Source organism: Streptomyces sp. NPDC048291, from assembly GCF_043201715.1.
Classification (GTDB): domain Bacteria; phylum Actinomycetota; class Actinomycetes; order Streptomycetales; family Streptomycetaceae; genus Streptomyces.
In genome coordinates, this window is the sequence record NZ_JBICZC010000009.1 from 320,712 (window position 1) to 346,847 (window position 26,136).

At 71.9% G+C, this 26,136-nt stretch carries 25 protein-coding genes, 7 tRNA genes and 2 pseudogenes; 21 read left to right on the forward strand and 13 right to left on the reverse strand.

All coding sequences use genetic code 11. The annotated features are described in order from the left end of the window. Positions 1 to 213 precede the first annotated feature (213 nt). Together ACGF5O_RS25515 and ACGF5O_RS25520 are read left to right on the forward strand one after the other, a co-directional pair. Complete coding sequence (locus tag ACGF5O_RS25515; protein ID WP_393812179.1) at positions 214 to 1,137, forward strand: phosphotransferase family protein; 924 nt, start codon at positions 214 to 216, stop codon at positions 1,135 to 1,137. Positions 1,138 to 1,258: 121 nt separating this feature from the next. Beyond that, complete coding sequence (locus ACGF5O_RS25520) at positions 1,259 to 1,564, forward strand: zf-TFIIB domain-containing protein (protein WP_366353165.1); 306 nt, start codon at positions 1,259 to 1,261, stop codon at positions 1,562 to 1,564. A 49-nt stretch (positions 1,565 to 1,613) separates the two neighbouring features. Here ACGF5O_RS25520 and ACGF5O_RS25525 read toward each other — a convergent pair. The 5 genes from ACGF5O_RS25525 to ACGF5O_RS25545 form a co-directional block, all read right to left on the reverse strand. Further along, a tRNA-Val gene (locus tag ACGF5O_RS25525) sits at positions 1,614 to 1,685 on the reverse strand. Positions 1,686 to 1,719: 34 nt separating this feature from the next. Further along, positions 1,720 to 1,791: transfer RNA gene (locus ACGF5O_RS25530), tRNA-Val, on the reverse strand. A gap of 34 nt (positions 1,792 to 1,825) precedes the next feature. After that, positions 1,826 to 1,897 (reverse strand) — tRNA-Val (locus ACGF5O_RS25535). A 1-nt stretch (position 1,898) separates the two neighbouring features. After that, positions 1,899 to 1,972 (reverse strand) — tRNA-Cys (locus ACGF5O_RS25540). Positions 1,973 to 2,010: 38 nt separating this feature from the next. Continuing rightward, positions 2,011 to 2,083, reverse strand: a tRNA-Gly gene (locus tag ACGF5O_RS25545). A gap of 178 nt (positions 2,084 to 2,261) precedes the next feature. Here ACGF5O_RS25545 and ACGF5O_RS25550 point away from each other — a divergent pair. The 3 genes from ACGF5O_RS25550 to ACGF5O_RS25560 all read left to right on the forward strand — a co-directional run bounded on the left by ACGF5O_RS25550 (position 2,262) and on the right by ACGF5O_RS25560 (position 5,132). Beyond that, positions 2,262 to 3,326: a chorismate-binding protein gene (locus ACGF5O_RS25550; RefSeq protein WP_393812180.1), complete on the forward strand. Its 1,065-nt coding sequence runs from the start codon at positions 2,262 to 2,264 to the stop codon at positions 3,324 to 3,326. An 82-nt stretch (positions 3,327 to 3,408) separates the two neighbouring features. Next, complete coding sequence (locus tag ACGF5O_RS25555) at positions 3,409 to 4,230, forward strand: aminotransferase class IV (RefSeq protein ID WP_393812181.1); 822 nt, start codon at positions 3,409 to 3,411, stop codon at positions 4,228 to 4,230. A gap of 77 nt (positions 4,231 to 4,307) precedes the next feature. Then, a complete protein-coding gene (locus ACGF5O_RS25560; protein ID WP_393812182.1) occupies positions 4,308 to 5,132 on the forward strand; it encodes a GNAT family N-acetyltransferase in 825 nt (274 codons plus the stop codon). A gap of 55 nt (positions 5,133 to 5,187) precedes the next feature. Here ACGF5O_RS25560 and ACGF5O_RS25565 read toward each other — a convergent pair whose 3' ends face one another. Next, positions 5,188 to 5,706, reverse strand: coding sequence for a DsbA family protein (locus ACGF5O_RS25565; RefSeq protein WP_393812183.1), 519 nt, complete (start codon positions 5,704 to 5,706; stop codon positions 5,188 to 5,190). Between the two features lie 298 nt (positions 5,707 to 6,004). Here ACGF5O_RS25565 and ACGF5O_RS25570 point away from each other — a divergent pair, with 298 nt between their 5' ends. Together ACGF5O_RS25570 and ACGF5O_RS25575 are read left to right on the forward strand one after the other, a co-directional pair. After that, a complete protein-coding gene (locus tag ACGF5O_RS25570) occupies positions 6,005 to 6,460 on the forward strand; it encodes a hypothetical protein (RefSeq protein ID WP_393812184.1) in 456 nt (151 codons plus the stop codon). Positions 6,461 to 6,682: 222 nt separating this feature from the next. Next, positions 6,683 to 6,835, forward strand: coding sequence for a hypothetical protein (locus ACGF5O_RS25575; protein ID WP_167450005.1), 153 nt, complete (start codon positions 6,683 to 6,685; stop codon positions 6,833 to 6,835). 96 nt (positions 6,836 to 6,931) lie between these two features. Here ACGF5O_RS25575 and ACGF5O_RS25580 read toward each other — a convergent pair whose 3' ends face one another. After that, positions 6,932 to 7,492 carry a CGNR zinc finger domain-containing protein gene (locus ACGF5O_RS25580; RefSeq protein ID WP_393812185.1) on the reverse strand — a complete coding sequence of 187 codons (561 nt, stop codon included), beginning with the start codon at positions 7,490 to 7,492 and terminating at the stop codon, positions 6,932 to 6,934. 270 nt (positions 7,493 to 7,762) lie between these two features. After that, on the reverse strand, positions 7,763 to 8,176 hold the full coding sequence (locus ACGF5O_RS25585) for an SsgA family sporulation/cell division regulator (RefSeq protein WP_004002642.1): 414 nt from the start codon (positions 8,174 to 8,176) through the stop codon (positions 7,763 to 7,765). A gap of 191 nt (positions 8,177 to 8,367) precedes the next feature. Between ACGF5O_RS25585 and ACGF5O_RS25590 the strand changes: the two genes are divergently transcribed. Together ACGF5O_RS25590 and ACGF5O_RS25595 are read left to right on the forward strand one after the other, a co-directional pair. Further along, entirely contained in the window at positions 8,368 to 8,832 is a 465-nt protein-coding gene (locus ACGF5O_RS25590) for a TIGR02611 family protein (RefSeq protein ID WP_393812186.1), read from the forward strand. Positions 8,833 to 8,908: 76 nt separating this feature from the next. Continuing rightward, positions 8,909 to 8,980, forward strand: a tRNA-Val gene (locus tag ACGF5O_RS25595). Here the strand turns inward: ACGF5O_RS25595 and ACGF5O_RS25600 are convergent. Then, positions 8,954 to 9,301, reverse strand: coding sequence for a hypothetical protein (locus ACGF5O_RS25600; protein ID WP_393812187.1), 348 nt, complete (start codon positions 9,299 to 9,301; stop codon positions 8,954 to 8,956). The genes ACGF5O_RS25595 and ACGF5O_RS25600 overlap by 27 nt on opposite strands. Before the next feature lie 460 nt (positions 9,302 to 9,761). Between ACGF5O_RS25600 and ACGF5O_RS25605 the strand changes: the two genes are divergently transcribed. The 8 genes from ACGF5O_RS25605 to ACGF5O_RS25640 all read left to right on the forward strand — a co-directional run bounded on the left by ACGF5O_RS25605 (position 9,762) and on the right by ACGF5O_RS25640 (position 17,533). Then, positions 9,762 to 11,048: an ABC transporter substrate-binding protein gene (locus tag ACGF5O_RS25605; protein WP_393812188.1), complete on the forward strand. Its 1,287-nt coding sequence runs from the start codon at positions 9,762 to 9,764 to the stop codon at positions 11,046 to 11,048. 11 nt (positions 11,049 to 11,059) lie between these two features. Then, positions 11,060 to 12,022 (forward strand): carbohydrate ABC transporter permease, encoded by a 963-nt coding sequence (locus tag ACGF5O_RS25610; RefSeq protein WP_393812189.1) that lies wholly within the window; start codon positions 11,060 to 11,062, stop codon positions 12,020 to 12,022. Continuing rightward, positions 12,019 to 12,876 (forward strand): carbohydrate ABC transporter permease, encoded by an 858-nt coding sequence (locus tag ACGF5O_RS25615; protein WP_393812190.1) that lies wholly within the window; start codon positions 12,019 to 12,021, stop codon positions 12,874 to 12,876. Before ACGF5O_RS25610 ends, ACGF5O_RS25615 begins: the two co-directional genes overlap by 4 nt. Positions 12,877 to 12,892: 16 nt before the next feature. Further along, positions 12,893 to 13,465: a hypothetical protein gene (locus ACGF5O_RS25620; RefSeq protein WP_393812343.1), complete on the forward strand. Its 573-nt coding sequence runs from the start codon at positions 12,893 to 12,895 to the stop codon at positions 13,463 to 13,465. 95 nt (positions 13,466 to 13,560) lie between these two features. Then, on the forward strand, positions 13,561 to 16,299 hold the full coding sequence (locus tag ACGF5O_RS25625) for a Tat pathway signal sequence domain protein (protein WP_393812191.1): 2,739 nt from the start codon (positions 13,561 to 13,563) through the stop codon (positions 16,297 to 16,299). A 121-nt stretch (positions 16,300 to 16,420) separates the two neighbouring features. Beyond that, on the forward strand, positions 16,421 to 16,867 hold the full coding sequence (locus ACGF5O_RS25630; protein ID WP_393812192.1) for an SRPBCC family protein: 447 nt from the start codon (positions 16,421 to 16,423) through the stop codon (positions 16,865 to 16,867). Positions 16,868 to 16,906: 39 nt separating this feature from the next. Further along, a tRNA-Val gene (locus ACGF5O_RS25635) sits at positions 16,907 to 16,981 on the forward strand. A gap of 147 nt (positions 16,982 to 17,128) precedes the next feature. Continuing rightward, positions 17,129 to 17,533 carry a nuclear transport factor 2 family protein gene (locus ACGF5O_RS25640; protein ID WP_393812193.1) on the forward strand — a complete coding sequence of 135 codons (405 nt, stop codon included), beginning with the start codon at positions 17,129 to 17,131 and terminating at the stop codon, positions 17,531 to 17,533. Between the two features lie 3 nt (positions 17,534 to 17,536). Here the strand turns inward: ACGF5O_RS25640 and ACGF5O_RS25645 are convergent, their stop codons facing one another. Then, on the reverse strand, positions 17,537 to 18,541 hold the full coding sequence (locus ACGF5O_RS25645) for a GlxA family transcriptional regulator (RefSeq protein WP_393812194.1): 1,005 nt from the start codon (positions 18,539 to 18,541) through the stop codon (positions 17,537 to 17,539). A 235-nt stretch (positions 18,542 to 18,776) separates the two neighbouring features. On the opposite strand from ACGF5O_RS25645, the gene ACGF5O_RS25650 reads away from it, so the two are divergent. Continuing rightward, positions 18,777 to 19,943 (forward strand): TDT family transporter, encoded by a 1,167-nt coding sequence (locus tag ACGF5O_RS25650; protein WP_393812195.1) that lies wholly within the window; start codon positions 18,777 to 18,779, stop codon positions 19,941 to 19,943. A gap of 13 nt (positions 19,944 to 19,956) precedes the next feature. Here the strand turns inward: ACGF5O_RS25650 and ACGF5O_RS25655 are convergent. Then, a pseudogene (locus ACGF5O_RS25655) lies at positions 19,957 to 22,638 on the reverse strand (multifunctional oxoglutarate decarboxylase/oxoglutarate dehydrogenase thiamine pyrophosphate-binding subunit/dihydrolipoyllysine-residue succinyltransferase subunit); the annotation flags it as partial. 6 nt (positions 22,639 to 22,644) lie between these two features. Further along, positions 22,645 to 22,890, reverse strand: a pseudogene (locus ACGF5O_RS25660) (hypothetical protein); the annotation flags it as partial. 107 nt (positions 22,891 to 22,997) lie between these two features. On the opposite strand from ACGF5O_RS25660, the gene ACGF5O_RS25665 reads away from it, so the two are divergent. Continuing rightward, positions 22,998 to 23,516 carry a MarR family winged helix-turn-helix transcriptional regulator gene (locus ACGF5O_RS25665; protein ID WP_393812196.1) on the forward strand — a complete coding sequence of 173 codons (519 nt, stop codon included), beginning with the start codon at positions 22,998 to 23,000 and terminating at the stop codon, positions 23,514 to 23,516. On the opposite strand, the gene ACGF5O_RS25670 is transcribed toward ACGF5O_RS25665, so the two are convergent. Next, positions 23,443 to 24,168 (reverse strand): 3'-5' exonuclease, encoded by a 726-nt coding sequence (locus ACGF5O_RS25670; RefSeq protein ID WP_393812197.1) that lies wholly within the window; start codon positions 24,166 to 24,168, stop codon positions 23,443 to 23,445. The two genes, ACGF5O_RS25665 and ACGF5O_RS25670, sit on opposite strands and share 74 nt — an antisense overlap. A gap of 169 nt (positions 24,169 to 24,337) precedes the next feature. Between ACGF5O_RS25670 and ACGF5O_RS25675 the strand changes: the two genes are divergently transcribed. Both ACGF5O_RS25675 and ACGF5O_RS25680 read left to right on the forward strand, forming a co-directional pair. Further along, positions 24,338 to 24,904 (forward strand): DUF4365 domain-containing protein, encoded by a 567-nt coding sequence (locus ACGF5O_RS25675; RefSeq protein WP_362584655.1) that lies wholly within the window; start codon positions 24,338 to 24,340, stop codon positions 24,902 to 24,904. After that, a complete protein-coding gene (locus ACGF5O_RS25680) occupies positions 24,901 to 26,136 on the forward strand; it encodes a hypothetical protein (RefSeq protein ID WP_393812198.1) in 1,236 nt (411 codons plus the stop codon). The genes ACGF5O_RS25675 and ACGF5O_RS25680 overlap by 4 nt, the downstream gene beginning before the upstream one ends.

Genomic DNA, 26,136 nt, shown 5'->3' on the forward strand with positions numbered 1-26,136 from the left:
TCGCGCAGTTCCCCGCGCCCCTGAAAACGTAACTGCGGGCAGGCGTGCCTCCCCCAGTGCCTTAAGGGCCTGGGAGGTGCCCCCAGGGCGGCACGGGTGGGCGCGGCGGCACCCCGCAAGCGCGGGCGAGCGACACCCACCCCCACCTCAGCCCCCACCCCGGCCCACCGCACCCACGTACCCTCACCGCAGCCGCATCTCCCGGGGGACCCCATGACCGCAGACGTACTGCCCCAGCTGACCGCCCAGGTCAGAGCCGCCGCCCACCCCGACGCGGCCCCCTGCCCCCGCACCTGCGGCACCGCCACCCTCGCCCACCGCCCCGACACCACGGTCCTCCGCCATGCGGAAACCGTCGCGAAGGCCCACGCCCCCGCGACCGACCCCACCGCCCTCACCCGCCGCCTGGCCACCGCCGCCGCCCTCCCCGACGTGTTCCTCCCGCCCCTCGCCCCGGCGCCGGCCGCCTTCGTCGACGACCGCCCCGTCACCCTCTGGCCGTACGGCGCCCCCGTGGACCCCGACGCTCCGGAGGCCGCCCCCTGGGAAGCCGCCGCCACCCTCCTCGCCCTGCTGCACCGCACCCCGCCCACCCCCGCCGCACCGCCGATGCGCGGCCCCGTCAAGGCGGCCCACGCGATGGCCCGGCTCAGGGAGGCGCTAGCAGGCGCGGGCGCCCACCCCGCCGCCCCGCCCCTCCTGCGCGCCTGGTCCGCGCTGCCGCCCTGGGCCCGCGCCGAGGCCCCGATGCCCGGCCCCCGCACCCTCTGCCACGGCGACCTGCACCTCGGCCAGCTGGTCCGGCACCCGGCGCCGGACGGCCCGTGGCGGCTCATCGACGTGGACGATCTCGGCGTCGGCGTCCCCGCCTGGGACCTCGCCCGCCCCGCCTCCTGGTACGCCTGCGGTCTCCTCCCGCCCGACGAGTGGACCCGTTTCCTCACCGCGTACCGCGCGGCCGGCGGTCCTGCCGTACCGGAGGACGGCGACCCCTGGCCCGCGCTGGACGTCCCGGCCCGCGCCCTCACCGTCCAGACCGGCGCGCGCTACCTCGCGAAGGCGATCGCGGCGGAGCGCCCCTTGGACGAGGTGGAGCAGGCCCTGATCGACGCTTGCGCCCGAATGGCACCGGAATGACCTTTCGTCCGGCCGGGTTGGCGCACGATTTCCCGAAGTAGGCTGCAACCGGCCAGGGTCGGACGGAGTCTGTCCTGGAAGAACGTGAAGCAGTTTTTACCGGCGAGGAGTTGAGCCGAGCATGCAGTGTCCGAAGTGTCATGCGCCGATGCACACCTACAACCGCAACGGCGTCCAGATCGAGCAGTGCAGCGGCTGCCGGGGCATCTTCCTCGACTACGGCGAGCTGGAGGCGCTGACCCAGCTGGAGGCGCAGTGGTCCAAGCCCATGCCGCCGCCGGCTCCGCAGGCGTACCCGGCCCCGCCCGCGCCGGCCTGGGGCGCCCCGCACGGCGGTGGCCACCACGGCGGCGGTCACGGCGGTCACTACGGCGGCCATGGTCACCACGGCAACAAGAGCTGGGCGCACATGCTGTTCTCCAGCTGAGCGCACGAAGAAGCCCCGGCCGTCGAGACGGCCGGGGCTCTTTGCTGTGTGGACGATACTGGGATTGAACCAGTGACCTCTTCCGTGTCAGGGAAGCGCTCTCCCGCTGAGCTAATCGTCCTCGGGGTCGTGATCCGAAGATCACGAGCACTGCGTGCGCGATACTGGGATTGAACCAGTGACCTCTTCCGTGTCAGGGAAGCGCTCTCCCGCTGAGCTAATCGCGCGGGACAGATCCACGGCCTTCCGGCCAAGATCCAGTGGACGATACTGGGATTGAACCAGTGACCTCTTCCGTGTCAGGGAAGCGCTCTCCCGCTGAGCTAATCGTCCTTGGAGGTGGAGACGGGATTTGAACCCGTGTAGACGGCTTTGCAGGCCGTTGCCTCGCCTCTCGGCCACTCCACCAGGAGTGTAGGGGATCGGGAAGACCCCTGGTTCCTTCGAGCGGACGACGAGGCTCGAACTCGCGACCTCAACCTTGGCAAGGTTGCGCTCTACCAACTGAGCTACGTCCGCCTGTCGTTTCGGTCCGCTCTCGCGTCCCGGCGACGTGTTGAACTCTAGCGGATTCCCCGGCCAGCACAAAAACGCGTTTGCGCAGCGTGCTGCGCCGGTCCCGGCCGATGACGTGGTCAGGGCCCCCTTGGCGACATGCCCGGGCCACCCCGAGGACACTCGCCATAGACTCGACGACGTGCTCCATCGCGCTCCCCACCACCCTCCTCTCGCCCGGTTCGGCGACCGCGTCGCCACCGGCCTCCTCGACGTGACCAGCGATCCCGCGGCCCTCGACTCCTCCGGTTTCTGGGCCGTCTGCGCGGATTTCGAGGGCCGGCTGACCTGCGCCCGGTTCGGCCGGGTACGGGAGGAGCCGGTGCCCGCGCCGGTGCCGGGACGGTGGCGGGGCCCGGCGGCCGGTGACTGGACGTCGTCCCTCGACCGCACCGCGTACACGGCGGCGGTACGGCGGATCCGTGCGCACATCGCGGCCGGCGAGGTCTACCAGGCCAACCTCTGCCGGGTGCTGTCCGCGCCGGCCGGCCCGGACGCCGACGTGGACGACCTGACCGCGCTGCTGGCCCGCGGCAACCCGGCACCGTATGCCGGAACGATTCGCCTCCCGGCGCACGGCGTGGAGATAGCCACCGCCTCGCCCGAGCTGTTCCTGCGCCGGACGGGGCGGACCGTCGAGAGCGGGCCCATCAAGGGGACCGGCCGCACCGAGGCGGACCTGCTGGAGAAGGACTACGCCGAGAACGTGATGATCGTGGACCTGGTCCGCAACGACATCGGGCGGGTCTGCGCCACCGGCACGGTGACCGTCCCCGACCTGTGCGCCGTGGAGAAGCACCCGGGACTGGTCCACCTCGTCTCCACGGTCCGGGGCGAGCTGCGCCCCGACGCCGGCTGGCCCGAACTGCTCGCCGCGGCCTTCCCGCCCGGCTCGGTCACCGGCGCGCCGAAGTCGAGCGCCCTGCGGATCATCGAGGCCCTGGAGACCGCGCCGCGCGGCCCCTACTGCGGCGGCATCGGCTGGGTGGACGCGGACCGGGGCACCGGGGAGCTGGCCGTCGGCATCCGTACCTTCTGGATCGACCGGTCCGGCGACGGCGACGCGCTGCGGTTCGGCACCGGCGCCGGGATCACCTGGGGTTCCGACCCGGAGGGGGAATGGCGGGAGACCGAGCTGAAGGCAGCCCGGCTGCTCGCGGTAGCGTCGGGTACGTACGACGTGCACGAAGGGGGCCCCGGGTGCTGAGCCGGCCCGGGAGACTCCCCGGTACCCCCGGCCGGTCCGGCGCGACCGACGCACCCGGCGCTGACTTGTGAGGTAGAGAGCAGTGAAGATCTGGTTGGACGGCGGGTTGCAGGACGTCGAGTCCGCGCGTGTCTCGGTCTTCGACCACGGGCTGACCGTGGGGGACGGCATCTTCGAGACGGTGAAGGCGACCGAGGGCCGGCCCTTCGCGCTCACCCGCCACCTCGACCGGCTGACCCGCTCGGCGCGTGGTCTCGGCCTGCCCGACCCCGACCACGACGAGGTGCGCCGGGCCTGCGAGGCGGTCCTCGCGGCCAACCCGATGCCGCTGGGCCGGCTCCGCATCACCTACACCGGCGGCCACGGCCCCCTCGGCTCCGACCGCGGCGACCACGGCCCCACCCTCGTGGTCGCCCTCGGCGAGACCGGCCGCCGCCCCGACTCGACCGCCGTGATCACGGTCCCCTGGACCCGCAACGAACGGGGCGCGCTCACCGGCCTGAAGACCACCTCCTACGCCGAGAACGTCGTCGCCCTGGCCCGCGCCCACCAACACGGCGCCTCCGAGGCCCTGTTCGCCAACACGGTCGGGCAGCTCTGCGAGGGCACCGGCTCCAACGTCTTCGTCGTCCTCGACGGCGAGATCCACACCCCGCCGGTCGCCTCCGGCTGCCTGGCCGGCATCACCCGCGCCCTGACCGTCGAGTGGACCGGCGCCCGCGAGACCGACCTGCCCCTGGACGTCCTGGAGCGGGCCGACGAGGTCTTCCTCACCTCCACCCTGCGCGACGTCCAGGCCGTGCACCGGGTCGACGACCGCGAACTCCCCGGCGCCCCGGGCCCGGTGACCGCCAAGGCGATGCGTGTCTTCGACGAGCGGTCCGGCGCGGACCTGGAGCCGTAGGGGCCGTGTCCGTTCGGGTGACGCGCGCGTCGTTTATTCGGCTGACGTGCGCGTCGCCGGTGGGTAGAACACCCCTGATGACCACGACCCTGCGGCCGACCGAGCCGCTCCAGCGCAGCACCGACGGGGAGCTGTCCCGCCACTTCCAGGTGTGTGTGAACAGCAGGCCCGTCGGCACCCTCCACCTGAGCGCCTCGCCGAATGCCGGCGCCCCGGTGGCCCGGATCACCGACCTGCGCATCGAGGAGCCCGACCGCCGTCGGGGCCGGGGCACCGTGGCCGCGCTCGCCGCGGAGGAAGTGGCGCGCGGCTGGGGCTGCCGGCAGATCGAGGTGCAGGTCCCGGCCACCGCGGAGGCGGCCCTGCGCCTCGTGGGGGCGCTCGGATACGTCCTGCGCAACCGGGGCATGGAGAAACGGCTCGGCGACACCCCGCCCGCCCTGCCGGCGGGCAGCCGGGGCCGTGGCTTCACCGAAGCCGAGTACGAGCCGTGGCTCGCGGACGCCTCCGAGAAGTACGCGCGCATGTGGCACGAGCGGGGCCTCTCCGAGGCCGACGCGCGGGAGAGGTCGCGGCGCGACCACGCACGGCTGCTGCCGCGGGGCCTCACCACGGAGGGCGTGCGCATCAGTGTCCTCGAACACGAGGGGACACGCGTCGGGATCCTGTGGCTGGCCCTGCGGGCGGACGACGCCTGGGTGTACCGGGTCGAGACCGACGCCGACCACCGGGGCAAGGGGCACGGCCGTACGCTCATGCTGCTGGCGGAGGCACAGACGATCGGTGCCGGAAGGCACGTCCTGGCCCTCAACGTGTTCGCCGGCAACACTCCGGCCGAACGGCTCTACGAGTCGCTGGGGTACGTCACCGTCGCGCACGCCCTCTACAAGGACCTGGTCTGAGCCCCGCTCCCGCCTCGGGCCGGCCCTGATACCGGCCCCGAGCCCGGCCCTGTGGTCACGCCTGTTCGGCCAGCAACCGGTCCGCGATCTCCGCCACCCGCTCGCGCAGCCCCTCCTGGCTCTTGCCGCCGTCGAGGCGTTCGCCGCCGATGACGTACGTCGGGGTGCCGGTCACGCCGATGGCCTTGCCCTCGGCCTGGTCGGCGTCCACGATCAGGATGTGCCGGCCGTCGACCAGCGCGGTGTCGAACTCCTCGGCGTCCAGGCCCAGTTCGCCGGCCACCTCGACCAGGAACGGCTCGCCCTTGCGGTCCAGCTCCTCGACCCGGCCGAGGACCGCCTCCACGTACTCCCAGCCCTTGCCCTGCTCCAGGGCCTCCTCGGCGGCCTGCGCGGCGGCGAAGGCGTGCTTGTGCTTCTCCAGCGGGAAGTGCCGCAGCCGCAGTTCCAGCCGGTCACCGTACCGGGCACGCAGGGCGCGGAGGTCGTCCAGGGCGCTGCGGCAGTCGGAACACTGGAGTTCGCACCAGACGTCGAGGACCGGGGCGTCGGTGTGCGCGGGGGAGTCGTTCATGCCGACCAGTCTTCCAGGCCACGCTCCGTCCACCGAATCGAGACGACAGGGGTCGGCCGACCGGAGGGCTTGGCGGTGTCCCGTGGGCGGTGCCCGGGGCCGGCGGCCGGAGCGGGGACGGCCCTGGCTCGTCCCCGGGGTGGAGGTGACCCGGAGGTGACCCCGAGATGCCCCTGATTGTCGGGCCTGGGCATGGATCGCACGGGCCGGGCGGTGCACGATGGAAGGGGCGAAGCGGCGCACGCGCTCCGGCCGTCGCCCCGCCCGCCCCGCCCGACCCAGCCCGCAGGAGGACCGGATGATCGCCGAGACAGTCTGTTCCGCCGTGTCCGCGGCAGGCCTGGGCATCGCCGTGGTCACCGCCTATCGCAAGCGGTACCTGGCGGCGGCCCGCATCGCCGCCTACTCCCTCGTCCCCGTCGGGCTGGTGATGACCGGCGTGGTCGGCTGGCTCGCCGACACCGCCTTCAGCCCCACCGCCTGGGCGGGCTTCGGCGTGCTCGGCGCGGCCTGGGCCCTGTTCGCCACCACCCGGGCCGTGGAGCGCCGGCGCGGCGGCACCCGTGGCACCCGCGCCGAGCGCAGGGCGGCGGCCCGGGGCGCGCAGCGCGACGCCGTCGCCCCCGCCGCCTCGGCCCCCTCCCTGAGTCCGGCCACCCGCCCGGCGGCCAGGCCCGCGGCGGCGCCTCGCGGTACCGGCTCGGGCGACGACTTCAGCGATATCGAGGCCATCCTCAAGAAGCACGGAATATGACACGCCGCGACGGTGGACGGGGCGCTGTTCAGCCGACCCGCGGGCGCATGCATATGACAGTCACATGAGGCATTGAAACGACACAGTGCGTCCGCGGCACGTGCGGAAGTGATCAGCGGGCGGGCGGAAGTGAAACGGACATCACGGAATTCGGCGAACTCCCGCCCATTCCGGGCGTGTTGATCGCGCGGCGGGTGTCCGTTGAGACATCATCGCCGCGAGATGCTGGACACGAAACAGAGCGAGGCCGCGCCGCCGAAGGACGAGCCCCGCGGGTGCCTCTTCGCCCTTTCCCAGCCACCGCTGATGATCTTCCTAGCGGTGATCGGGTGTCTGCTCCTCATGGCTGCGCTGCACGACCTGCTGTGGCTGTGAGCCGTACCCGCCCGTCCCGGCGCCATCCGCCGGGACAGGCGTCGGCATCCCTACCGTCGGTAAGCCCGCGACGGCACCCCGTCCCCGACGCTCCGGTCAGCCCGCCGCCTCCTTGCGGCGTGCCCGGTACGCGGCGACATGCAGGCGGTTTCCGCAGGTCCGGCTGTCGCAGTACCGGCGCGAACGGTTACGGGAGAGGTCGACGAAGGCGCGCCGGCAGTCCGGGGCCTCGCAGCGCCGCAGCCGCTCCTGCTCCCCGGCGACGACGAAGAACGCCAGCGCCATCCCGCAGTCGGCGGCGAGATGGTCGGCCACCGAGGCGCCGGGCGCGAAGTAGTGCACATGCCAGTCGTAGCCGTCGTGGTCCGTGAGCTGGGGCGTGGTGCCCGCGGCCGCGACCAGCTCGTTGATCATCCCGGCGGCGATCCGGGCGTCCGCGGCGGCGAAGATGCCCGCGAACCGTCCGCGGATCTTGCGGACCGCCGACAGATCGAACTCCGACAGCATGCCCACACCGCTGATGTCGTGGTTTCGTACGAAATCCTGGAGGGCCGCGACATCGGGCAGCCCGTCCGCCGCCGCGTCGTCCTCCGGCACGGTGTTCACCAGATCCACCACGGCATCGAGGGAACACCGGGTGTCGTGGGTGATCAGCACGTTTCGCTCCCTGGCCTGAGGGTCGGGCGGGCGCCCGCCGATGGTGGCCGATGGTAGCGACATACGGCGGCCCCGCACCGGGCCCTGTCCCACTCGTGACTGTCCGGTACAACGCGTACCGCCCGCCGGCGGTTCCACGGGCACGCGGACACACCGGCACCGCCCCGTGACCCAACACGGTGGCGGCGCCGGTGCTGCCGTATGCGGTTGTCTAGGCCCGAGCCGTCTCCCCGAGTGGACGGCGCCGGGCGGCTTGCAGGGGGCGTGCCCTCAGCTCTCCGCCAGGATGTGCGACAGCTCCTGATCGAGATCGAAGTGGCGGTGTTCCGTGCCGGGCGGCACGGCGGCGTCCGTTCGCTTCAGGAAGGACTCCAGGGCTCGCGCCGGGGCTTCCAGCAGGGCCTCCCCTTCCGGAGAGCTCAGGGCGATGCATACGACGCCCTGACCGTGACTGCGCGACGGCCAGACGCGGACGTCGCCGGTGCCGGTGGGGCGGTGCAGCCCCTCGGCGAGGAGGTCGCGGGCGAACACCCACTCGACGGTCTCCTCGGCTCCGGTGTGGAAGGTGGCGTGCACGGCGTAGGGGTCGGCCGTGTCGTACCGCAGGCCTGCGGGGACAGGCAGGGATGACTCGCTCGACACAACGAGGCGCAGGTGCAGCTCGCAGCTGACCGTGGTGTTCATAAGCGCCAGGGCCTTTCGCTCAGTGTGCGCTCGGGGATTCGCACGTCGGCGAAATCGACATGCCACCTACGGTGCCGTTGTAAACCCCTCTGAGTGTTTTGCGTGTGTTTACGTAACTCTTCCGGCCGAGAACCCGGACGCGATCTACGACCATTCTGGTGACCGGAATCGCTCAGGTAGGGTTTGGTCGTATGAATACGGGGAGTAACGAACCGGGCGAGGCCGCCGTGGTCTCGGACGGGAGCCACGTGGACGGGACGACGACGGACGGGGCGCGCGACGAGCGGGGGCTCGGATCGCGGGCGCCGGAGTTCGTCAGGGCGCGCCGGATGCTGCACCTGAGCTGGCAGGTCGGGGTCTTCGCGATCGGCCTTGCGGTGGTGGCCGTGGGCATCGTCCTGCTGCCGTTGCCCGGGCCCGGCTGGGTGATCATCTTCGGCGGCATGGCGATCTGGGCGACCGAGTTCGTCTGGGCCCAGCTGGTGCTGCGCTGGACGAAACGCAAGGTCACGGAGGCGGCCCAGAAAGCCCTCGACCCCAAGGTGCGCCGCCGCAACATCACGCTCACGACGATCGGCCTGGTGGTCGTCTGCGTCGGGGCCGGGGTGTACCTCTCCAGGTTCGGGATCGTGATGCCCTGGAAGATCGAGGAGTGATCCGGCCGCCGGCCGCAGACCCCCGGCGACTGGTCCGGGGCACCCCCTGACATGGGGTAATGTTCTTCCTGCGCCCGGGCGATTAGCTCAGTGGGAGAGCGCTTCGTTCACACCGAAGAGGTCACTGGTTCGAACCCAGTATCGCCCACCCGGAACCACGGCCCACCTGCGAGAGAGCAGGTGGGCCGCGGTCGTTCCGGGGCCCGGCGGAAGCGACGTCAGGGCGACGAGGACCGTCTCGGGCGACACCCACGGCGGTTACGACGATTGCGGCGACCGAGGCGGGTGCGACGGCCACGGCGACCGAGGCGGCCACGGCGGGTGCGACGGCCGAGGCGGGTACGACGGCCGCGGCGACCAGGGCGGGTGCGACGGCCCCGGCGACCGCGACGGGTACGACGGCCGCGACGGTCACGGCGACCAAGGTGGGTGCGGCGGCCCCGGTGACCGCGACGACCAGGGCGGTCACGGTCGGTACGCGGTCTGGTCGGCCCGGAGCTCGGGACGGCGCAGGTGCGCGGGTTCTCATACGTCCTACCTCTGCCCGCCCCGGCGGATCGCGCACCTCCCCACCCAACCCAACCCGCCCCAACACCCACCCCCGCCCTCCGGGCTTCCCCGCCCCGCAGCCGCCTGCCCCGCCGGCCTCGGCCCCCTCCGTCCCCGCTCGCCGAGGCCAACCCGTAACCCCCGTCTTCCCCGGGCCACTTCGCGTTCGACCCCCCGACCGCACGCCCCTCACCTGTGCTGTCGCCCGCCCCGCACCCCGCGCGGCCTCACGGTCCCGACCCGCCCCTCCGGCCCCGCCCGCAAGAAATTCCTGTCCGAATCATTGACGCCTCACCGGCCCCTCCGTAACTTGTGCCAGCAAGCGCTTACTTGAAACGATTCATGCAGGCGTCGGCGACGCCGCGGGGAGGGGCCCGACTGTGGGAACCAGCAGGAACGTGGAGAGACGGACCATCCTGAAGGCGGCCGGAGCCACCGCGGCCACGCTCGGGCTCGCCGCGACGGCCGGGTGTGGAGGCGGCAGCGGTTCCGGGGACGGGACGGTGACGATCCGTTACTCGTGGTGGGGTGCCGAGGAACGCGCACAGAAGATCAACAAGACCATCGCGCTCTTCGAGAAGAAGTACCCGAAGATCAAGGTCAAGACCGACTTTCAGACGTACGCGTCGTTCTGGGAGAAGTTCCAGACGCAGGCCGCCGGCGGAAATCCCCCGGACGTTTTCCAGAATGCCGTCACCTTTCTCCGGAAGTACGACAAGCGAGGAATTCTCCTCGACCTCAAGTCACAGGTTCAGGCAGGAAATCTGAGCCTGGATCACTTCCGGGCCGGGGTCACCAAGGTCGGCGAGGTGGACGGAAAGCAGCTCGGAATCCCCGTCGGCTCCAACACCATGGCGCTGGTCATCGACAAGAAGGTCTACGAGAAGGCCCGCGTCGAGCCGCACACGGGCTGGACCTGGGACGACTACTTCAAGGCCCTGAAGACCATCCACGACAGGACCAAGGTCGCGGGGGACACCGGCTACTTCACGATCATGTACCTGTACGACCTCTACCTCCGCCAGAACGGCAAGGCCTTCTACACCGACGACGGACTCGGTTTCGACAAGGCCGACCTGACGGAGTGGTGGACCGACGGCTACAACCGCGTCAAGGCCGGCATCGTCACCGACCCGAAGACCGTGGCCCAGGACTTCCCCAAGTCCTCCCTCTCCGCCGGCCACGGCGCCTCCGAGTTCACCTGGGACAACTTCACCGTCCGCTACTCGGCGGAAGGCGACAGCACCTACGGCCTCGCCCCGATCCCGACCATGGACGGCAAGCACACCGGGCAGTACCTCGCCTCCCTGATGCTGAGCGCCTCGGCCCGCACCTCCCACCCCAAGGAGGTCGCGCAGTTCATCGACTTCATGGTCCACGACCCCGAGGTCGGCACGATCATGGGCTACGACCGGGGCATCCTCGCGAGCACCGAGCAGTACACGGCGTACAGGCCGACGGACGCGGTGAACAAGGAGATCGCGCAGTACGAGGACGAGACCGCCAAGGCCGGCGTCCTCGGCACGATCACCCCGCACCCTTCCGGTGCCGACACCATCGAGGCCGCCTTCCTGCGCATCGGCGGCGACCTCGGCCAGGGCAAGACCAAGGTCTCCGACGCGGTGAAGCAGTTCTTCACCGAGTCCGAGGCCGCCTTCCAGGCCTGACGGGACCTGCCGTGACGCTAGTCAAGGACTCCCCGCCCGCGGCGCGCGGGACGCGTTCGGCCGCCTCCGCCGCCACGGGGCGGCGGCCCGGCCGCCGGCGCGAGAACCTCGCCGGCTACCTCTTCATGTCCCCGTGGATCGCCGGCTTCCTGCTGCTGACCGCGGGCCCGATGGTCGCCTCGCTCTACTTCGCGTTCACCGACTACAACCTCTTCAACACCCCGAAGTGGGTCGGGTTCGACAACTTCACCAAGATGTTCGACGACCCCCGCTGGCAGAAGTCGGTGGAGGTGACCGCGAAGTACGTGGTCATCGGCACCCCGCTGAAGCTGCTGCTCGCGCTCGGGGTCGCGATGCTGCTGGCCCAGAGCCGCCGTGGCCAGGCCTTCTACCGGGCCGCCTTCTACGCCCCCTCGCTCATCGGCGCGAGCGTGTCGGTCGGCTTCGTCTGGCGGTCCCTCTTCTCCGACGACGCGATCGTGGACCGTACCCAGTCCCTCTTCGGCTGGCACGTCGGCGGCTGGGTCGGCAACGCCGACTGGGTGCTGTACAGCCTGGTCGCACTGACCGTGTGGCAGTTCGGCGCACCCATGGTCATCTTCCTGGCCGGCCTGAAGCAGGTGCCGAGGGAGCTCTACGAGGCGGCCGAGATGGACGGCGCGGGACCGCTGCGCAGGTTCTGGAACATCACCCTGCCGATGATCTCCCCGGTGCTGTTCTTCAACGTGCTCCTGGAGACCATCCACTCCTTCCAGATCTTCGGCTCGGCGTACGTCGTCTCCAACGGCTCCTGCGGACCGGCCGACGCCACGCTCGTCTACACCTGCTACCTCTACGAGCAGGGCTTCAAGAACGCCCAGATGGGCTTCGCCGCCGCGATGGCCTGGATGCTGCTGCTGGCCGTGGCCCTGGTGACCGCCGTCCTCTTCTGGTCCCAGAAGAAGTGGGTGCACTACGAGGAGGACGCCCGATGAGTTTCCCCGTCCTCTCCCGGAAGCGCACCGGTTCCCTCGGCTGGCACCTCGGTGCCCTGCTGATCCTCGCGGTCATCCTCTACCCGGTGGTCTGGGTGATCGGCGCGTCGTTCAAGCCCAGCAAGGACATCATCAACAGCCTCCGGCTGTTCCCGGCCCACCCGATCCTGTCCAACTTCAAGGGCCTCGCCGACGGCATAGCGGACATCAGCATCTGGACGTTCTTCCAGAACTCCCTCTTCTACGCCGTCGGCGCCGTCGCCGGCGTGCTGGTCTCCTGCTCCCTCACCGCCTACGCCTTCGCCCGCATCCGGTTCGCCGGCCGCAACCTGCTCTTCTCCCTGATGATCGGCACCCTGTTGCTGCCGTACCACGTGCTGCTGATCCCGCAGTACGTGATGTTCCAGAAGCTGGGCTGGATCAACACCTACATTCCGCTGCTGATCGGCAAGTACCTCGCCACCGAGGCGTTCTTCGTCTTCCTGATGGTGCAGTTCATGCGCAACCTGCCCCGGGAACTGGACGAGGCGGCCCGGCTCGACGGCTGCGGGCACCTCCGCATCTACTGGTCGATCGTGCTGCCGCTGTGCCGGCCGGCGCTCATCACCAGTGCGATCTTCACCTTCATCAACGCCTGGAACGACTTCATGGGCCCGCTGATCTACCTCAACGAGCCCGGCAAGTACACGGTCTCGCTGGGCCTGATGATGTTCCGCGACTCCGACGGCGTGGCCGCCAACTACGGCGGGATGATCGCCATGTCCCTCGTCGCGCTGCTGCCCGTGCTGCTGTTCTTCCTCGCCTTCCAGCGCTATCTGATCGACGGAATGGCGACCTCCGGACTGAAGGGCTGATGACGTCGTGGCCGACGTGCGCGCAAGGCCGTCCGTCTTCGCGGAGCGGTTCGGCGTCTTCGCCGAGTGCCTGCTCACCGGGGTCTGGATCGCCGTCGCCTCCCTGGGGCTCGTCACCTACCCGGCCGCCTTCGCCGCCGGCGCCCGGCACCTGCGCCGTCGTACCGGTCAGGTGGCCGGTGGCTCGCGGGAGTTCGTGAGCGACTTCCGGGCCGCGCTGCCCGGTGGCTGGCTCGTCGGGCTCGCCGGCTGGGCTGCCGTCGCCGCCGCCTGGGTGGACGTCCAGGCGGTGCGGGCCGGGCTGCCGGGCGGGCCGCTCGTCGGGGCCTTCGGCCTGTTCGCGGTGATCGGCCTCGCGGTCGCGGGGCTGCGCGCGGCGGCCGTCTGGGCACCCGGCGACCGCTGGCGCACCCTGCTCGCGGCGGCCGGCCGCCGTACCGTCCGCGACCCCGGCGGGTCCTTCCTGCTCGTCGGGGGAGCGGTCCTCGTGGTCTGTTCCGCCCTGCTCATCGCGCCGCTGGCGGTGCCCGTGCTGGGCGCCGTGACGGCCGCGGCCGTCGCCGTCGAGGAGCGTCACCGCCGCCGCTGACCGGCCTCTTGCCAAGGGCGGCGCCTCCGGCGCCGTACCTCTCTCTGTCATGCCCCTGACCACCTTGCACTCGCACGGAAAGGAAAGGCGGAAACATGTCTCCCATCCCTCGCAGGTCCCTTCTCAAGGCGGCGGCCGTCGCCGGCGCCGCCGCCCAGTTCAGCTGGGTGCTGGGGACGAAGGGCGCGCAGGCCGCGCCCGGAGCCGAGGCCGCCGACGCGGACCCGGTGACCCTGGACTGGCTGGAGGACGGCGGCCTCGGTGCCGCGCCCGGCTCGACCGTCGGCGTGCCCTGGCCGATGGGCACGTTCCAGGAGGACCAGACCTTCGCGCTGACGGACGAGGACGGCAAGGACGTGGCCGTCCAGACCTGGCCGCTCGCCTACTGGCCCGACGGCTCCCTCAAGTGGACCGCGCACGCGGTGGGTTCGGGGAGCGGAAAGCTCACGCTCGCGGCGGGCGACGCGGTGGCACCGGACCAGAAGGTCACTGTCTCCACGGGTGGTGGGACCGTCGACGTGTCCACCGGCGTGATCGCGGTGAAGATCGGCAAGAACGGCTCCACGATCATCAAGTCCGTCACCCGGGGCGCCACCGAGATCGCCAGGAACGGCCGGCTGGTCCTCATCCGGCAGCCCGAGATCGAGGACGAGGACCAGGGCGCGGTCAGGACCGAGCGTTTCGACGGCGCGATCGGCTCCGTCACCGTCGAACAGGACGGCCCGGTCCGCGCGGTCGTCCGCATCGACGGCAAGCACCGCAAGGGAAACCGCAGTTGGCTGCCGTTCTCGATCCGGCTCTACTTCTACGCGGGCGCCGACTCCTTCCGCATGGTCCACACGATCACCTACGACGGCACGCAGGAGCCGGGCAAGGCGAGCGGCGACTTCATCCGCGGGCTCGGCGTCCGCTTCGCGGTGCCGATGCGCGACGCGGCCTACGACCGGCACGTCCGCATCGGCGGCGAGGGAACGGGCCTGCTGCGGGAGGCCGTCCAGGGCATCACCGGGCTGCGCCGCGACCCGGGCGCGGCCGTCCAGGCCGCCCAGTACGCGGGGGAGAAGCTGCCCGACCCGTCCACCTGGGACCAGCGGGTCACCACCCGCCTCCAGTACATCCCGAACTGGGGCGACTACACCCTCGCCCAGCTCTCCGCCGACGGCTTCACCCTGCGCAAGCGCACGAAGAAGGGGTACGGCTGGATCCCGGCCGGCGGCGGCAAGCGGGCCTCCGGCTTCGGGTACGTCGGCGGGGCGAGCGGCGGATTCTCCTTCGGGCTCCGGGACTTCTGGCAGAAGTTCCCGGCCCAGCTCGACATCCGCGACGCCCACACCGACGAGGCCGAGGTCACCCTCTGGCTCTGGTCGCCCGAGGCGCAGCCGATGGACCTGCGCTTCTACCACGACGGCATGGGCCAGGACACCTACGCCGAGCAGCTCGAAGGCCTCAACATCACCTACGAGGACTACGAGCCGGGATTCGGCACCCCCTACGGCATCGCCCGCACCTCGGAACTGCTGTTCTGGGCCAACGAGACGACACCGACCCCCGAGGCGCTCGCCGACCAGGTCGACGCGGTCCGGGTGCTCCCGCAACTCACCGCCCCGCCGAAGCAGTTGATCAAGGCGAAGGTCTTCGGTCCCGGCCTCTACTCCGAGCCCGACCGCTCCACCGCCGCCAAGGCGAAGATCGAGGACCACCTCGACTTCCTCTTCACCTACTACAAGGACCAGGTGGAGCAACGCCGTTGGTACGGCTTCTGGGACTACGGCGACTTCATGCACACCTACGACACCGTGCGCCACCAGTGGCGGTACGACGTCGGCGGCTACGCCTGGGACAACTCCGAGCTCTCGCCCGACCTCTGGCTCTGGTACGCCTACCTGAGAAGCGGCCGCCCGGACATCTTCCGGTTCGCCGAGGCGCTCACCCGGCACACCGGCGAGGTCGACGTCTACCACATCGGCCAGTGGGCCGGGCTCGGCACCCGGCACGGCATCCAGCACTACGCCGACAGCGCCAAGCAGCAGCGCATCTCCAACACCACGTACCGGCGCTTCTACTACTTCCTCACCGCGGACGAGCGCGTCGGCGACCTGATGGCCGCCAACGTCGACTCCGACGAGACGTTCCTCGTCCTCGACCCGCAGCGCAAGGTCCGGACCGACCCCTACACCCCCGACCGGCACGCCCTCTCCATCGGCTTCGGCACCGACTGGAGCGGCCTGGTCTCGGCCTGGCTCACCGAGTGGGAACGCAAGGGCCCCAAGTGGGAGAAGGCCAAGGCCCGCGTCCTGTCGACCATGGAGGGCATCGCCGCCCAGCCCAACGGCTTCGTCCAGGGCAGCGGCCTCTACGACCTCGACACCGGCCGGTTCGCCACCGCCGCCACCCCGGTGGTCTCGGTCTCCCACCTCTCCGCGGTCTTCGGCCTCAACGAACTCTGCGCGGAACTCATCCACTTGGTCGACATGCCGAAGTTCAACGAGGTCTACTTCGACTACTGCCGCTACTTCAACGCCACCAAGGCGGAACAGGCGGCACGCTACGGCTCCAACTTCGGCACCCTGCTGCTCTTCCAGGGCCACTCGCGGCTCGACGCGTACGCCGCCGTACAGACCGGCGACGCGACGCTCGCCAAGCGCGCGTGGACGAAGTTCTACGGTTCGGACGGCTACCTGGAGTCCTCGCCGTGGCAGACCGAACCGCTCTCCGGCCCGGTCACACTCGTCGCGGGCAGCGAGGCGAGCTGGGTGTCCTCCAACGACACCGCGCTGTACGGGCTCGCCGCCATCGAGAACCTGGCCCTGCTCGGCGACAAGATGCCCTCGTAACGGGGGTGGGGGAGCGCCGTCGCACGGGCGGCGGCGCTCGTACCGGTGAGTGTGGTCCAGGTCACTTCGTGCGGGCATGAGTACGCGTACTCAGATCCGCGCTCTGCGACAGACTGCGGCCATGGACTGGAACCACTACCGTTTCCGCAGCCTGTGGCCCCTCCCGGTACCGCTCACCACCGTGTACGAGGCGCTGCGGGAGGTGGAGGAGTACCCGCGGTGGTGGCCCCAGGTGCGCGCGGTGGAACGACTCGACGACTCCGTCGCCGTCCTCACCATCCGGTCGTTCCTCCCGTACGACCTCACGTTCACCGCACGTGAGGCGCGGCGCGACCCCGAGGCCGGCGTGCTGGAGATCTCGATGACCGGCGACATCGAGGGCTGGGCCCGCTGGACGATCACGGCCGACGGCGCCGGCACCCTCGCCCGCTACGACCAGGTCGTCGACGTCCACAAGCCGCTGCTGCGGCGACTCGCCCTGCTGGGGCGGCCGTTCTTCCGGCTCAACCACCGGCTGATGATGAGCTCCGGACGGCGCGGGCTGCTCGGCCACCTCCAAGCGGTTTGAACGGAACCCGCCGGTACCTGTATCGTTCTCTCCGTTCCCGGGCGATTAGCTCAGTGGGAGAGCGCTTCGTTCACACCGAAGAGGTCACTGGTTCGAACCCAGTATCGCCCACCACCGGGAAGGCCGGTCCGCCGATGCGGACCGGCCTTTTTGCTTCTCGTGATCCGGCCGAACGGTGGACTCGGCGGCCGGCGCCCGCCCGCCCCTCGGCCGGTGGCCGCCGGGCTGTCTAGGCTGGCACCGCCACGGAAGGACGGTGCCATGGACGCTGACTCGCGGATCAGGGCCGCGATCGAGGAGCACTGGCGGGCCTCGGAACGCGGAGACGTCGAAGCCGAGCACGCCGTCTACGCCGTGGACGCGATCCTCGACTACCCGCAGTCCGGCGAGCGTTTCCGGGGGCGTGACACGATCGCGGCGCAACGCGGCGGGCACCCGGCCGACCGGCACTTCACCGTCCTGCGGATCACCGGCCACGCGCGGCTGTGGGTGAGCGAGTGCGTCATCACCTACGACGGCGTGCCGTCGTACTCGGTGAGCATCATGGAGTTCGCCGACGGGCATGTGGCGCACGAGACCCAGTACTTCGCCGGTCCCTTCGGCACACCGGCATGGCGGGCGGCGCTCGCGGAGCCGATGCCGGGGCGGACCGTCACGAGCGCCTGACGGTCAGCCGGCCGCCTCGCGGCCGGTGGCGTCGGCGGTGCGGAAGCGCGCCCGGTAGGCCCCCGGCGTGATGTCCAGGTTCCGTCCGAAGGCCCGGCGCAGAGACTCCGGCGAGCCGAAGCCGGTGCGCCGGGCCACCGTGGCCATGGGGTCGTCGCCGCCTTCCAGCATCGCCTGGGCGGCCTCCATGCGGATCCGCTCGACATAGCGGGCCGGGGTCGTGTTCATCTCGTCGCGGAACAGACGCGTCAGGTGACGGGGGCTCACACCCGCCCTGTGCGCCATGGCGGCCAGGGTGTGCGGGGCGGACGGATCCTCGGCGACCGTGTCCAGGACCCGGCGCAGCATCTCCTGCCGGGCGTGCGGGGTGTGCGTACGGACGCTCAGCTGCGACTGGCCGCCCGGCCGCTGCATGAACACGACCATGTCCCTGGCCGTGGCGCGGGCGGCATCGGCGCCGAGGTGCTCCTCGACCAGGGCGAGTGACAGGTCGATGCCCGAGCTGACGCCCGCGGAGGTCATCATGCGGCCGTCGCGCACGAACAGCGCGTCGGTCGCCACGGTCACCCGGGGGTGGCGCAGCGCGAGCTGGTCGGCGAAGCGCCAGTGCGTGGTCGCGGTGCGTCCGTCGAGCAGCCCGGCGGCGGCGAGGAGGAACGCGCCGGTGCACACGGACGCGGTACGGCGGCTGCGCGCGTCGAGTGCTCGAACGGTGTCCAGCAGCGAGTCGTCCTTGACGAGGGAGGGCCACTCGGGGCCGCCGGGGACGACCACGACGTCGCTGACCTCGCGCACCTGACCGGCCCCCGCGTCGACGCGCAGGCCGGTACCGGACGAGGTGACCACGTCGGCGCCGTCCGGGGAGACCGTGCGTACGCGGTACCGGCCGCCGAACTCGTTGGCCGTCGAGAACACCTCGATCGGACCGGTGACGTCGAGCAGCCGGACGCCAGGGAAGACCAGCACGGTCACCAGCAGCGGCTTCCTGCCTGACGGCCTGTCCTTCATCGTGCGCCTCCCGGCCGGACGGACCTCCCACCGTAGACCTGCTGGGTTGGATTATCAAACTTTCCGTTGTGCCGGGTGCCCCGATGTCCTGGTGTGAGGGCGTCCTGGCGCGTGCTGCTCTGTGGCGCGATCCCCGCCGCGCCATACGTTCGAAGGCGTCGGCCGCCCGACGGCCCCGGCCGCGGTCGGACCGGCGCGCGACAAGATCCGACACCGGAAGAAGGCCCTGCACGCCGTGGCACCCCACACCAGTACCACCCAAGCGGTCCCGCCCGAGGGCGGCCCGGATCCGAGCACTTCCGGACGGGCCCGGGCCCGTCCGGCCGGGGCGGACGGCGCAGGACGACGGCGGCTCGGGCCCGGCTGGTTCGCGGCCGTCATGGGCACCGGGATCGTCGCCGTCGCGGCGGCCACCCTGCCGCGCACCCTTCCCGGGCTCCGCGCGACCGCCACGGTGGTCTGGGCGGCGGCCGGGCTGCTGCTGATCGTGCTGGCCGCCCGCTATCTCGGGCAGCGGACGCTGCGCGTACACGCCGGTGATCCGCTGCTGGCGCAGTTCCTCGGGGCACCGCCGATGGCGCTGCTCACCGTCGGCGCCGGGACGCTGCTGCTCGGCCCGCGGCTGCTGGGGGAGCGGGCGGCGCTGGACGTGGACTGGGCGCTGTGGTCGGCCGGCACGGTGCTCGGTCTCGTCAGCGCCTGCGCGGTGCCGTGCCTGATGGTCACCCGGCACCGGTTCACGCCGGACGCGGCGTCCGGCGGCTGGCTGCTGCCGGTGGTGCCGCCGATCGTCTCCGCCGCGACGGGTGCCCTGCTCGTGCCCCGGGCACCGGCCGGCCAGCCGCGGCTCGCCCTGCTCCTCGGCTGCTACGCGATGCTCGGGCTCGGGCTGGTCGCGGTCCTGCTGGTGCTGGCCATGGTGTACAGCCGTCTGGTGCACCACGAGGCACCCGGCGGTGCGACGGTGCCCACGGTGTGGATCGGAGTGGGGGCGCTGGACCAGGCGGTGACGGCGCTGGGCGCACTGGCCAAGGCCACGCCGAGCACGCTGCCCGCCCCGTACGGTCGCGGCAGCGCGGTCGCGGCGCTCCTCGGCGGCCTCGGGATCTGGGGCTTCGCCATGCTGTGGCTGGTGCTCGCCACGGCGCTGACCGTGCGCGAGGTCCGCAGGGGCCTGCCCTTCGCGCCCACCTGGTGGTCCTTCATCTTCCCGCTGGGCGCCTGCGTCACCGGCACCAGCGCCCTCGCCGCCCGGACCGGCTCCCAGCCGTTCGTCTGGGGTGCCGTCGCCCTGTACGCACTCCTGGTCGCCGCCTGGGCGGTGGTCGCCTGGCACTCCCTGCGGCACGCCGTCGGCCAGTGGCGTCGGACCGGTGCGCGGGCCACGCACAGGCCTTCCTGACCAGGGCGAGCGGTCACCCGAAGGCCGCCGCCACGAGGGCCCGCTGCTCCAGGGCGTGCCTGCGGGCGGAGCCGACCGCGGGTGCGGGCGCCGGGGGCCGGCTGACGCAGGCCACCGGGCGGCCCGCCGGCCGGAGCAGACGCGGCGCGACGAAGGACCACGCACCCTGGTTGCCGTGTTCCTCCTGCACCCAGCGCACCTCCGCGGCAGCGGGGAAGCGGCCGAGCTCCGCCGCGAGCTCGGCCTCGGGGAACGGGTGCAGGCGCTCCACCCGGATGATCGCCGTGTCCGCCGCACCCGACTCGCGCCGGTGTGCGTCCAGGTCCTGGAAGACCTTGCCCGCGCACAACAGGACGCGGGTGACCCGGGCGGGGTCCACCGTGTCGTCCGGCAGGACCGGACGGAAGCGGCCCTGGGTGAACTCCGCCAGAGCGGAGGTGGCCGCCTTCGACCGCAGCATCGACTTCGGGGTGAAGACCACCAGCGGTCGCCTGCGGCCGTCCAGCGCCTGCTCCCGGAGCAGATGGAAGTAGTTGCTCGGCAGGGTCGGCAGCGCGACGGTCATGTTGTCCTGCGCGCACAGCTGGAGGAAGCGCTCGATCCGGGCGGAGGAGTGGTCCGGGCCCTGCCCCTCCAGGCCGTGCGGCAACAGCAGCGTCACCGCGGACCGCCGGCCCCACTTCTGCTCGGACGACGCGATGTACTCGTCGACGACCGTCTGCGCACCGTTGGCGAAGTCCCCGAACTGCGCCTCCCACAGCACCAGGGCCTCCGGGCGGGCCAGCGCGTAGCCGTACTCGAAGGCCAGCGCCGCCAGTTCGGACAGCATCGAGTCGTACGGCGCGAAGCTCGCGGCCCGCGGGCCCAGGGAGCTCAGCGGCGTGTGCTCCGCGCCGGTGTGCCGGTCGATCAGTACGGCATGGCGCTGGCCGAAGGTGCCGCGCCGCGAGTCCTGCCCGGCCAGCCGCACCGGGACGCCCTCCAGCAGCAGTGAACCGATCGCCAGCAGCTCCGCGGTGGCCCAGTCGACCGTCCCGGTCGTGAGCGTCGCCGCACGCCGCCGGAGCTGCGGCAGGACGCGCGGGTGCACGGTGAACCCCGGCGGCAGGTCGGTCTGCGACGCGACGACCCGCCGGACGGTCGACTCGTCGACCGCGGTCACCGCGCGGCGGGCGGGCTCCCGTCCGGTGCCGCGCAGGCCCTCGGCGCCGGGAGCGTCCTCGGCGGGTCCGGACGCGGACAGCCCGCGGGTCTCGGCGAAGGCCCGCTCCAGGTGGTCCCGGTAGGCGCGGCCGGCGCTCTCCACCTGCTGTTCGCCGATGTCCCCGCGGCTCATCAGGGCTTCGGCGTACAGCGCGCGCACCGAGGCCCTGGAGTCGATGCGGTCGTACATCACCGGCTGCGTGACGGACGGGTCGTCGACCTCGCTGTGCCCGTGGCGCCGGTAGCAGACCAGATCGACCACGACGTCCTTGCCGAACGTCCGGCGGTAGTCGAACGCCAGCCGCGCGACGCGGTCGACGGCCTCCGGGTCGTCGCCGTTGACGTGGAAGACCGGCGCCTCCACCATCCGCGCCACATCGGTGGCGTAGGTGCCCGAGCGGCCGCTCGCGGGCGCGGTGGTGAAGCCGACCTGGTTGTTGACGACCACGTGGACCGTCCCGCCCGTGCGGTAGCCGGGCAGCTGCGACATGTTCAGGGTCTCGGCGACCACACCCTGGCCGGCGAAGGCCGCGTCGCCGTGCACGACGACCGGCAGGACCGGCCGGCGCCCGCCGTGCTCCGCGGCCTGGTCCTGCCTGGCGCGCACCACTCCCTGGGCGACCGGGCCCACGACCTCCAGATGCGAGGGGTTCGCCACGACCGAGACGGCGATGGTGCCGCCGTGCAGGTCGTGGTAGGTGCCCTCGGCACCGAGGTGGTACTTCACGTCCCCCGAACCCTGGACGGACCCGATGTCCACGGCGTCCTCGAACTCGCCGAAGATCTGGGCGTAGGACTTGCCGACGATGTTGGCCAGGACGTTGAGCCGGCCGCGGTGCGCCATCCCGATGACGGCCTCCGCGACGCCTTCCTCGATGGCGCGGAGCAGCAGGGCGTCCAGCAGCACGACGGCCGACTCGCCGCCTTCGAGCGAGTACCGCTTGTGGCCCACGTACTTGGTCTGGAGGAACGTCTCGAAGGCTTCCGCCGCTCCCAGCCGGTAGAGGATCCGGAGCTGACCGGCACGGTCCGGCCGGTGCCGCCCGTTCTCGACGCGCCGCTGGATCCAGCGGCGTTCGCCGGGGTCCTGGATGTGCATGTACTCGAACCCCGCGCTGCCGCAGTAGAACTCCCGCAACGCGCCGAGCACGTCGTCGAGCGTCATCGTGGTGTGCCCGGCGAAGCCGTCCACGGCGAACTCCGCCGCCCGGTCCGCCTCGTGCAGCCCGAACGCGGCGATGTCCAGCCCCGGATGCGCCGCGGCGGACCTCGGCCCGAGCGGGTTCGTGTCGGCCGTCAGATGGCCGCGCACCCGGTAGGCGTGGATCAGGGCCGCGACCCGGACGGCCCCGACCGCCGCCTCGGCGCCGTCCCGGCGCTCCGGGACGGCGCGGGGGGCCGGGACGGCAGGGGGCACCGGGACGGCAGGGGGGGCCGGGACGGTCGGGGACGGCGGGGCCGCGAAGAAGTCCCGCCACGTCTCGTCGACCGAGTCCGGGTCGTGCAGGTAGCGCTGTCGCTGCTCGTCCACGACCCATTGGTTGAGTCCGAAGTCCAGCCTGTGCACCGCCGCTGGAGCGGTTTCTGATGGCGACGTCATGGCGCGCACCGCCTTCTTCCCTGTGCGAAGTCGTCGGGCTGTCGACGCTAGAACGCGGGGCGCGGGGAGACGGACGGCCCAGCGGGCCACATTTGCCTCACATCGGGACATCCGGCGACGCGCGCTAGGGGGCCGTGTCCTCATCCGAGGGCCCGCTGTCCATCCGGTGCGCGATCGGGGTCGTACGGAATCCGGTTGTGACCGTCGGGCCGCGCGTCCGCGGCCCGAGCGACGACCTCTGAGGAGCGAAGATGACCGACCGTGATCCGCCGGACACCGCCCGGCCGCAGCCTCCGTCCGTCCTGCGGACCCTGGGTCTCCTGCACGGCGAGCTGCGGGCCCGGCACGGCCTCTCGCTGCACGACTACCTCGTCCTCGGTGCCCTCGCCGAAGCCGAAGCCGAAGCCGAAGCCGAAGCAGACGGCCGGTCCGGGGCGGGGCCCGTGCCCGTGCCCGTGGCCCGGCTCACGGCACTCCTCGGGGAATCGGGAAACCGGATGTCCTTCGTCCTGAAGGGACTGCAGGAGGCCGGACTGATCGAACGCGACCGCCGGGCCGGCGACCGCAGGACGGTCGAGGTCACCCTCACCGACGTGGGACGCGCCGGTTTCACGGACGCGGAGAACTCGGCGCGGGCGCTGCTGCGCCGGCACCCGGTGGCGTCGGGGCGGGGCGCCGGTGCCGGCGCCCCGCCCGTCACGCCGCCGTCGGCAGTTCCGGACGCAGCGGCCAGTCCTGGTTCACCGTCTCCGGTGTGCCGCTGCGGGTGAACCATGCCTGGAGGCCGCGGGCCTGCGCCGCGTGCCAGGTCGTCTGCAGGGTGTGCAGCTCGGCCGGGGTCAGGCGCTCCAGGCGGGCCGCGAAACGGCGGCCCAGCGCCCGTACGAGCTCCAGGGACGCGAGCGCGTCCGCGCCCGCGTCGTGCGCGCCTTCGAGGGTCACCTCGTAGTGCGCGCACAGGTCGGTCAGGGTCCGGCGGCCCTTGCGGTAGCGGTCCAGATGCTTGTCCAGGACCCGGGGGTCGAGGACGAGCAGCGGGCTCGCCTCGAACCAGCGGTCCAGTGCGGACGCCCGGTGCCGGCGCAACTCCCGGTCCAGCAGCGTCAGATCGAACGGCGCGTTCATCACCACCAGCGGGCGGTGCATCGCCGCGTGCTCGGCCAGTTCCTCGGCTATCTCATGCATCACCGGCGCCGGCCAACGGCCGTTGCGCTGGAGGTGCTCGTCCGTCAGCCCGTGCACCGCCGTCGCCGCTTCCGGCACCGGCACACCCGGGTTGACCAGCCAGCGGGTCACCCGGGGTCGGGTGCCCGGGGCGTCCTGGACGACGACCGCGGCGGACACGATGCGGTCGGTCTCCACGTCCACGCCCGTGGTCTCCGTGTCGAAGGCCGCCAGGGGCCCCTCGTACCAGCACGTCATGCCAATACAACTCCTCGTTCACCCACGGCAGGTGACGTTCCGTCTTCTGCCCGTTTGGTGATACCCGGGCCGTTTGCGGCGTACGCCGGAAGGACACAACAGGAGTGCGGGTCTTTGCAGTTCAGCGGCCCGCCACGGGGAAACTCTTTGGCTGGGAAGGCTGTTGGTCATGGCGATAGCGCAGCCCGAACGGGGCGGGCTGCTGCCCGAACGTACGGGCCCCCATCGCGGCACACTCGCGACCACCGCCTGCATGGAGACACTGCAGGTGGGCTATCTGCATGCCGTCGCGGCGGCGGCCGGCTGCTCGCTGTCGCAGCCGTTCCCCGACAACGGCATCGACTGGCACGTCAGCCACGGCTCGCCCGGTCACACCGTCGACGACGAGGTGACGATAAAGGTGCAGCTCAAGTGCACCTACCAGATCGCACCCAACCCGCCGGGACGTTTCTTCTCCTTCACGCTGGACAACGACCACCTGCGCAAGCTCGCCCGCACACCGGTGTCGGTGCACAAGATCCTGGTGGTGATGCTGGTACCGCGCTCCCAGGACGACTGGCTGCGCGCCAGCCACGACCGGCTCGATCTGCGCCACTGCTGCTACTGGGTCAACCTGGCAGGGCACCAGATCACCGGCCGGCACCGGACCACCGTGCGGGTTCCGACCTCGCGCATCTTCGACGACCGGGCGCTCTGCGAGATCATGACGCGGGTCGGGACGGGAGGCAGACCATGAGGCACCGTCCGTACGAGGAGCAGCTGCGGGAGGTCCGGCCGCATCCCGACGATCTCCACGGGCCCCACTGGAACCATCCCCCCGAGCCCGCCGAGGTCGACCCGGCCGTGCTCGGCGCCCTGCTGCGCCGGCACGGCTGGCAGCGGCGCGGGGGCGCACCGGGACGCTACGGCCGCTGGACCCCACCCGGGCCGGGCAACACCGGCACCAGCCTGCTGGTACCCGAGAACCGCGCCTTCCCGGACAGTGACGACCTGCTCGGGGAGGCGCTCACGGCTCTCGTGCGCAGCGGTACGCCCGCCGCGCGTGAGGTGCTGGTCGGGCTCGCCGTGCCCAGCGACGAGATCCGCTGGTGGCGGGACGTGCCCAGCGGACCCGCGGACGCCGCGTCCTGGACGGTCGAGGAACAGTTGCGCACCGCCGCCCGGCAGACCCTGCTGGCCGGCGCGCTGGCCACCCGCGCGCGTGCCGGTTACTACGGCGCCCGGCACAAGCGCGCGGCCGCCGCCATGCTGGAGTCGGTCCTGGTCGGCTCGGCGGACGGCGGGCGCGGCCTGGCCGCGTTCGTGCCCGTCGGCACGGGCCGGCCCCTCGCCGTACGCCTCCACCAGGCCCTGTACGCCGTCCGCGAGGCCATCGACTACCAGCGGGCCACCGGCGGCATGGACGCCTTCGACGGCGCCGTCGAGGCGGGCGTGAGCCGGGAGCTGACCGACGCCCTCGTCACGCTCGTACGCGGCACGGAAGGCGCCCGGGTCTCCGTGGAGTGGGCGCCGGGCGCCGGGGTCCCCGACGACTGCGCGGCCACCACCGAGCCGATCGAGTTCTCGCCCGGCGACCTGCCCGTGCTGCGCGAGGCCGGCGCCCGCTACCTGCGCGACGAACCCTCGGTCGCGGTCCGGGTCACCGGCACCGTCGTGCGGATGCGCCGCTCCGAGCCGCGCGGCGAGGGCGCGGTACGGCTGCGGGTGATCGCCGGGGCCGAGGTGCCGTACGTCCGGGTCACCCTCGACGAGGAGGACTACCGGATCGCCGGGCAGGCGCATCTCGTGGGCCTTCCGGTGCGCGTGCACGGGCGCCTGGAGAGCCGGGGCGGCTTCCGGCGGCTGTCCGGCGCCTTCGGGGTCGCGCCGGTCCAGGTGGACGAGGCCGAGCGGGACCGGCTGATGAAGTCGCTGCAGGAGAACCTCGACTTCTTCGAGGAGGCGTGCACCGGGGACGACTGCGACTGA

Coding starts and splice junctions, on each gene's coding strand:
- ACGF5O_RS25575 (WP_167450005.1), top strand. CDS start 6,683: ATGCTGGACACGAAACAGAGCGAGGCCGCGCCGCCGAAGGACGAGCCC.
- ACGF5O_RS25625 (WP_393812191.1), top strand. CDS start 13,561: ATGTCTCCCATCCCTCGCAGGTCCCTTCTCAAGGCGGCGGCCGTCGCC.
- ACGF5O_RS25615 (WP_393812190.1), top strand. CDS start 12,019: ATGAGTTTCCCCGTCCTCTCCCGGAAGCGCACCGGTTCCCTCGGCTGG.
- ACGF5O_RS25585 (WP_004002642.1), bottom strand. CDS start 8,176: ATGAACACCACGGTCAGCTGCGAGCTGCACCTGCGCCTCGTTGTGTCG.
- ACGF5O_RS25560 (WP_393812182.1), top strand. CDS start 4,308: ATGACCACGACCCTGCGGCCGACCGAGCCGCTCCAGCGCAGCACCGAC.
- ACGF5O_RS25630 (WP_393812192.1), top strand. CDS start 16,421: ATGGACTGGAACCACTACCGTTTCCGCAGCCTGTGGCCCCTCCCGGTA.
- ACGF5O_RS25640 (WP_393812193.1), top strand. CDS start 17,129: ATGGACGCTGACTCGCGGATCAGGGCCGCGATCGAGGAGCACTGGCGG.
- ACGF5O_RS25570 (WP_393812184.1), top strand. CDS start 6,005: ATGATCGCCGAGACAGTCTGTTCCGCCGTGTCCGCGGCAGGCCTGGGC.
- ACGF5O_RS25665 (WP_393812196.1), top strand. CDS start 22,998: ATGACCGACCGTGATCCGCCGGACACCGCCCGGCCGCAGCCTCCGTCC.
- ACGF5O_RS25520 (WP_366353165.1), top strand. CDS start 1,259: ATGCAGTGTCCGAAGTGTCATGCGCCGATGCACACCTACAACCGCAAC.
- ACGF5O_RS25645 (WP_393812194.1), bottom strand. CDS start 18,541: ATGAAGGACAGGCCGTCAGGCAGGAAGCCGCTGCTGGTGACCGTGCTG.
- ACGF5O_RS25565 (WP_393812183.1), bottom strand. CDS start 5,706: ATGAACGACTCCCCCGCGCACACCGACGCCCCGGTCCTCGACGTCTGG.
- ACGF5O_RS25515 (WP_393812179.1), top strand. CDS start 214: ATGACCGCAGACGTACTGCCCCAGCTGACCGCCCAGGTCAGAGCCGCC.
- ACGF5O_RS25590 (WP_393812186.1), top strand. CDS start 8,368: ATGAATACGGGGAGTAACGAACCGGGCGAGGCCGCCGTGGTCTCGGAC.
- ACGF5O_RS25675 (WP_362584655.1), top strand. CDS start 24,338: ATGGCGATAGCGCAGCCCGAACGGGGCGGGCTGCTGCCCGAACGTACG.
- ACGF5O_RS25670 (WP_393812197.1), bottom strand. CDS start 24,168: ATGACGTGCTGGTACGAGGGGCCCCTGGCGGCCTTCGACACGGAGACC.
- ACGF5O_RS25680 (WP_393812198.1), top strand. CDS start 24,901: ATGAGGCACCGTCCGTACGAGGAGCAGCTGCGGGAGGTCCGGCCGCAT.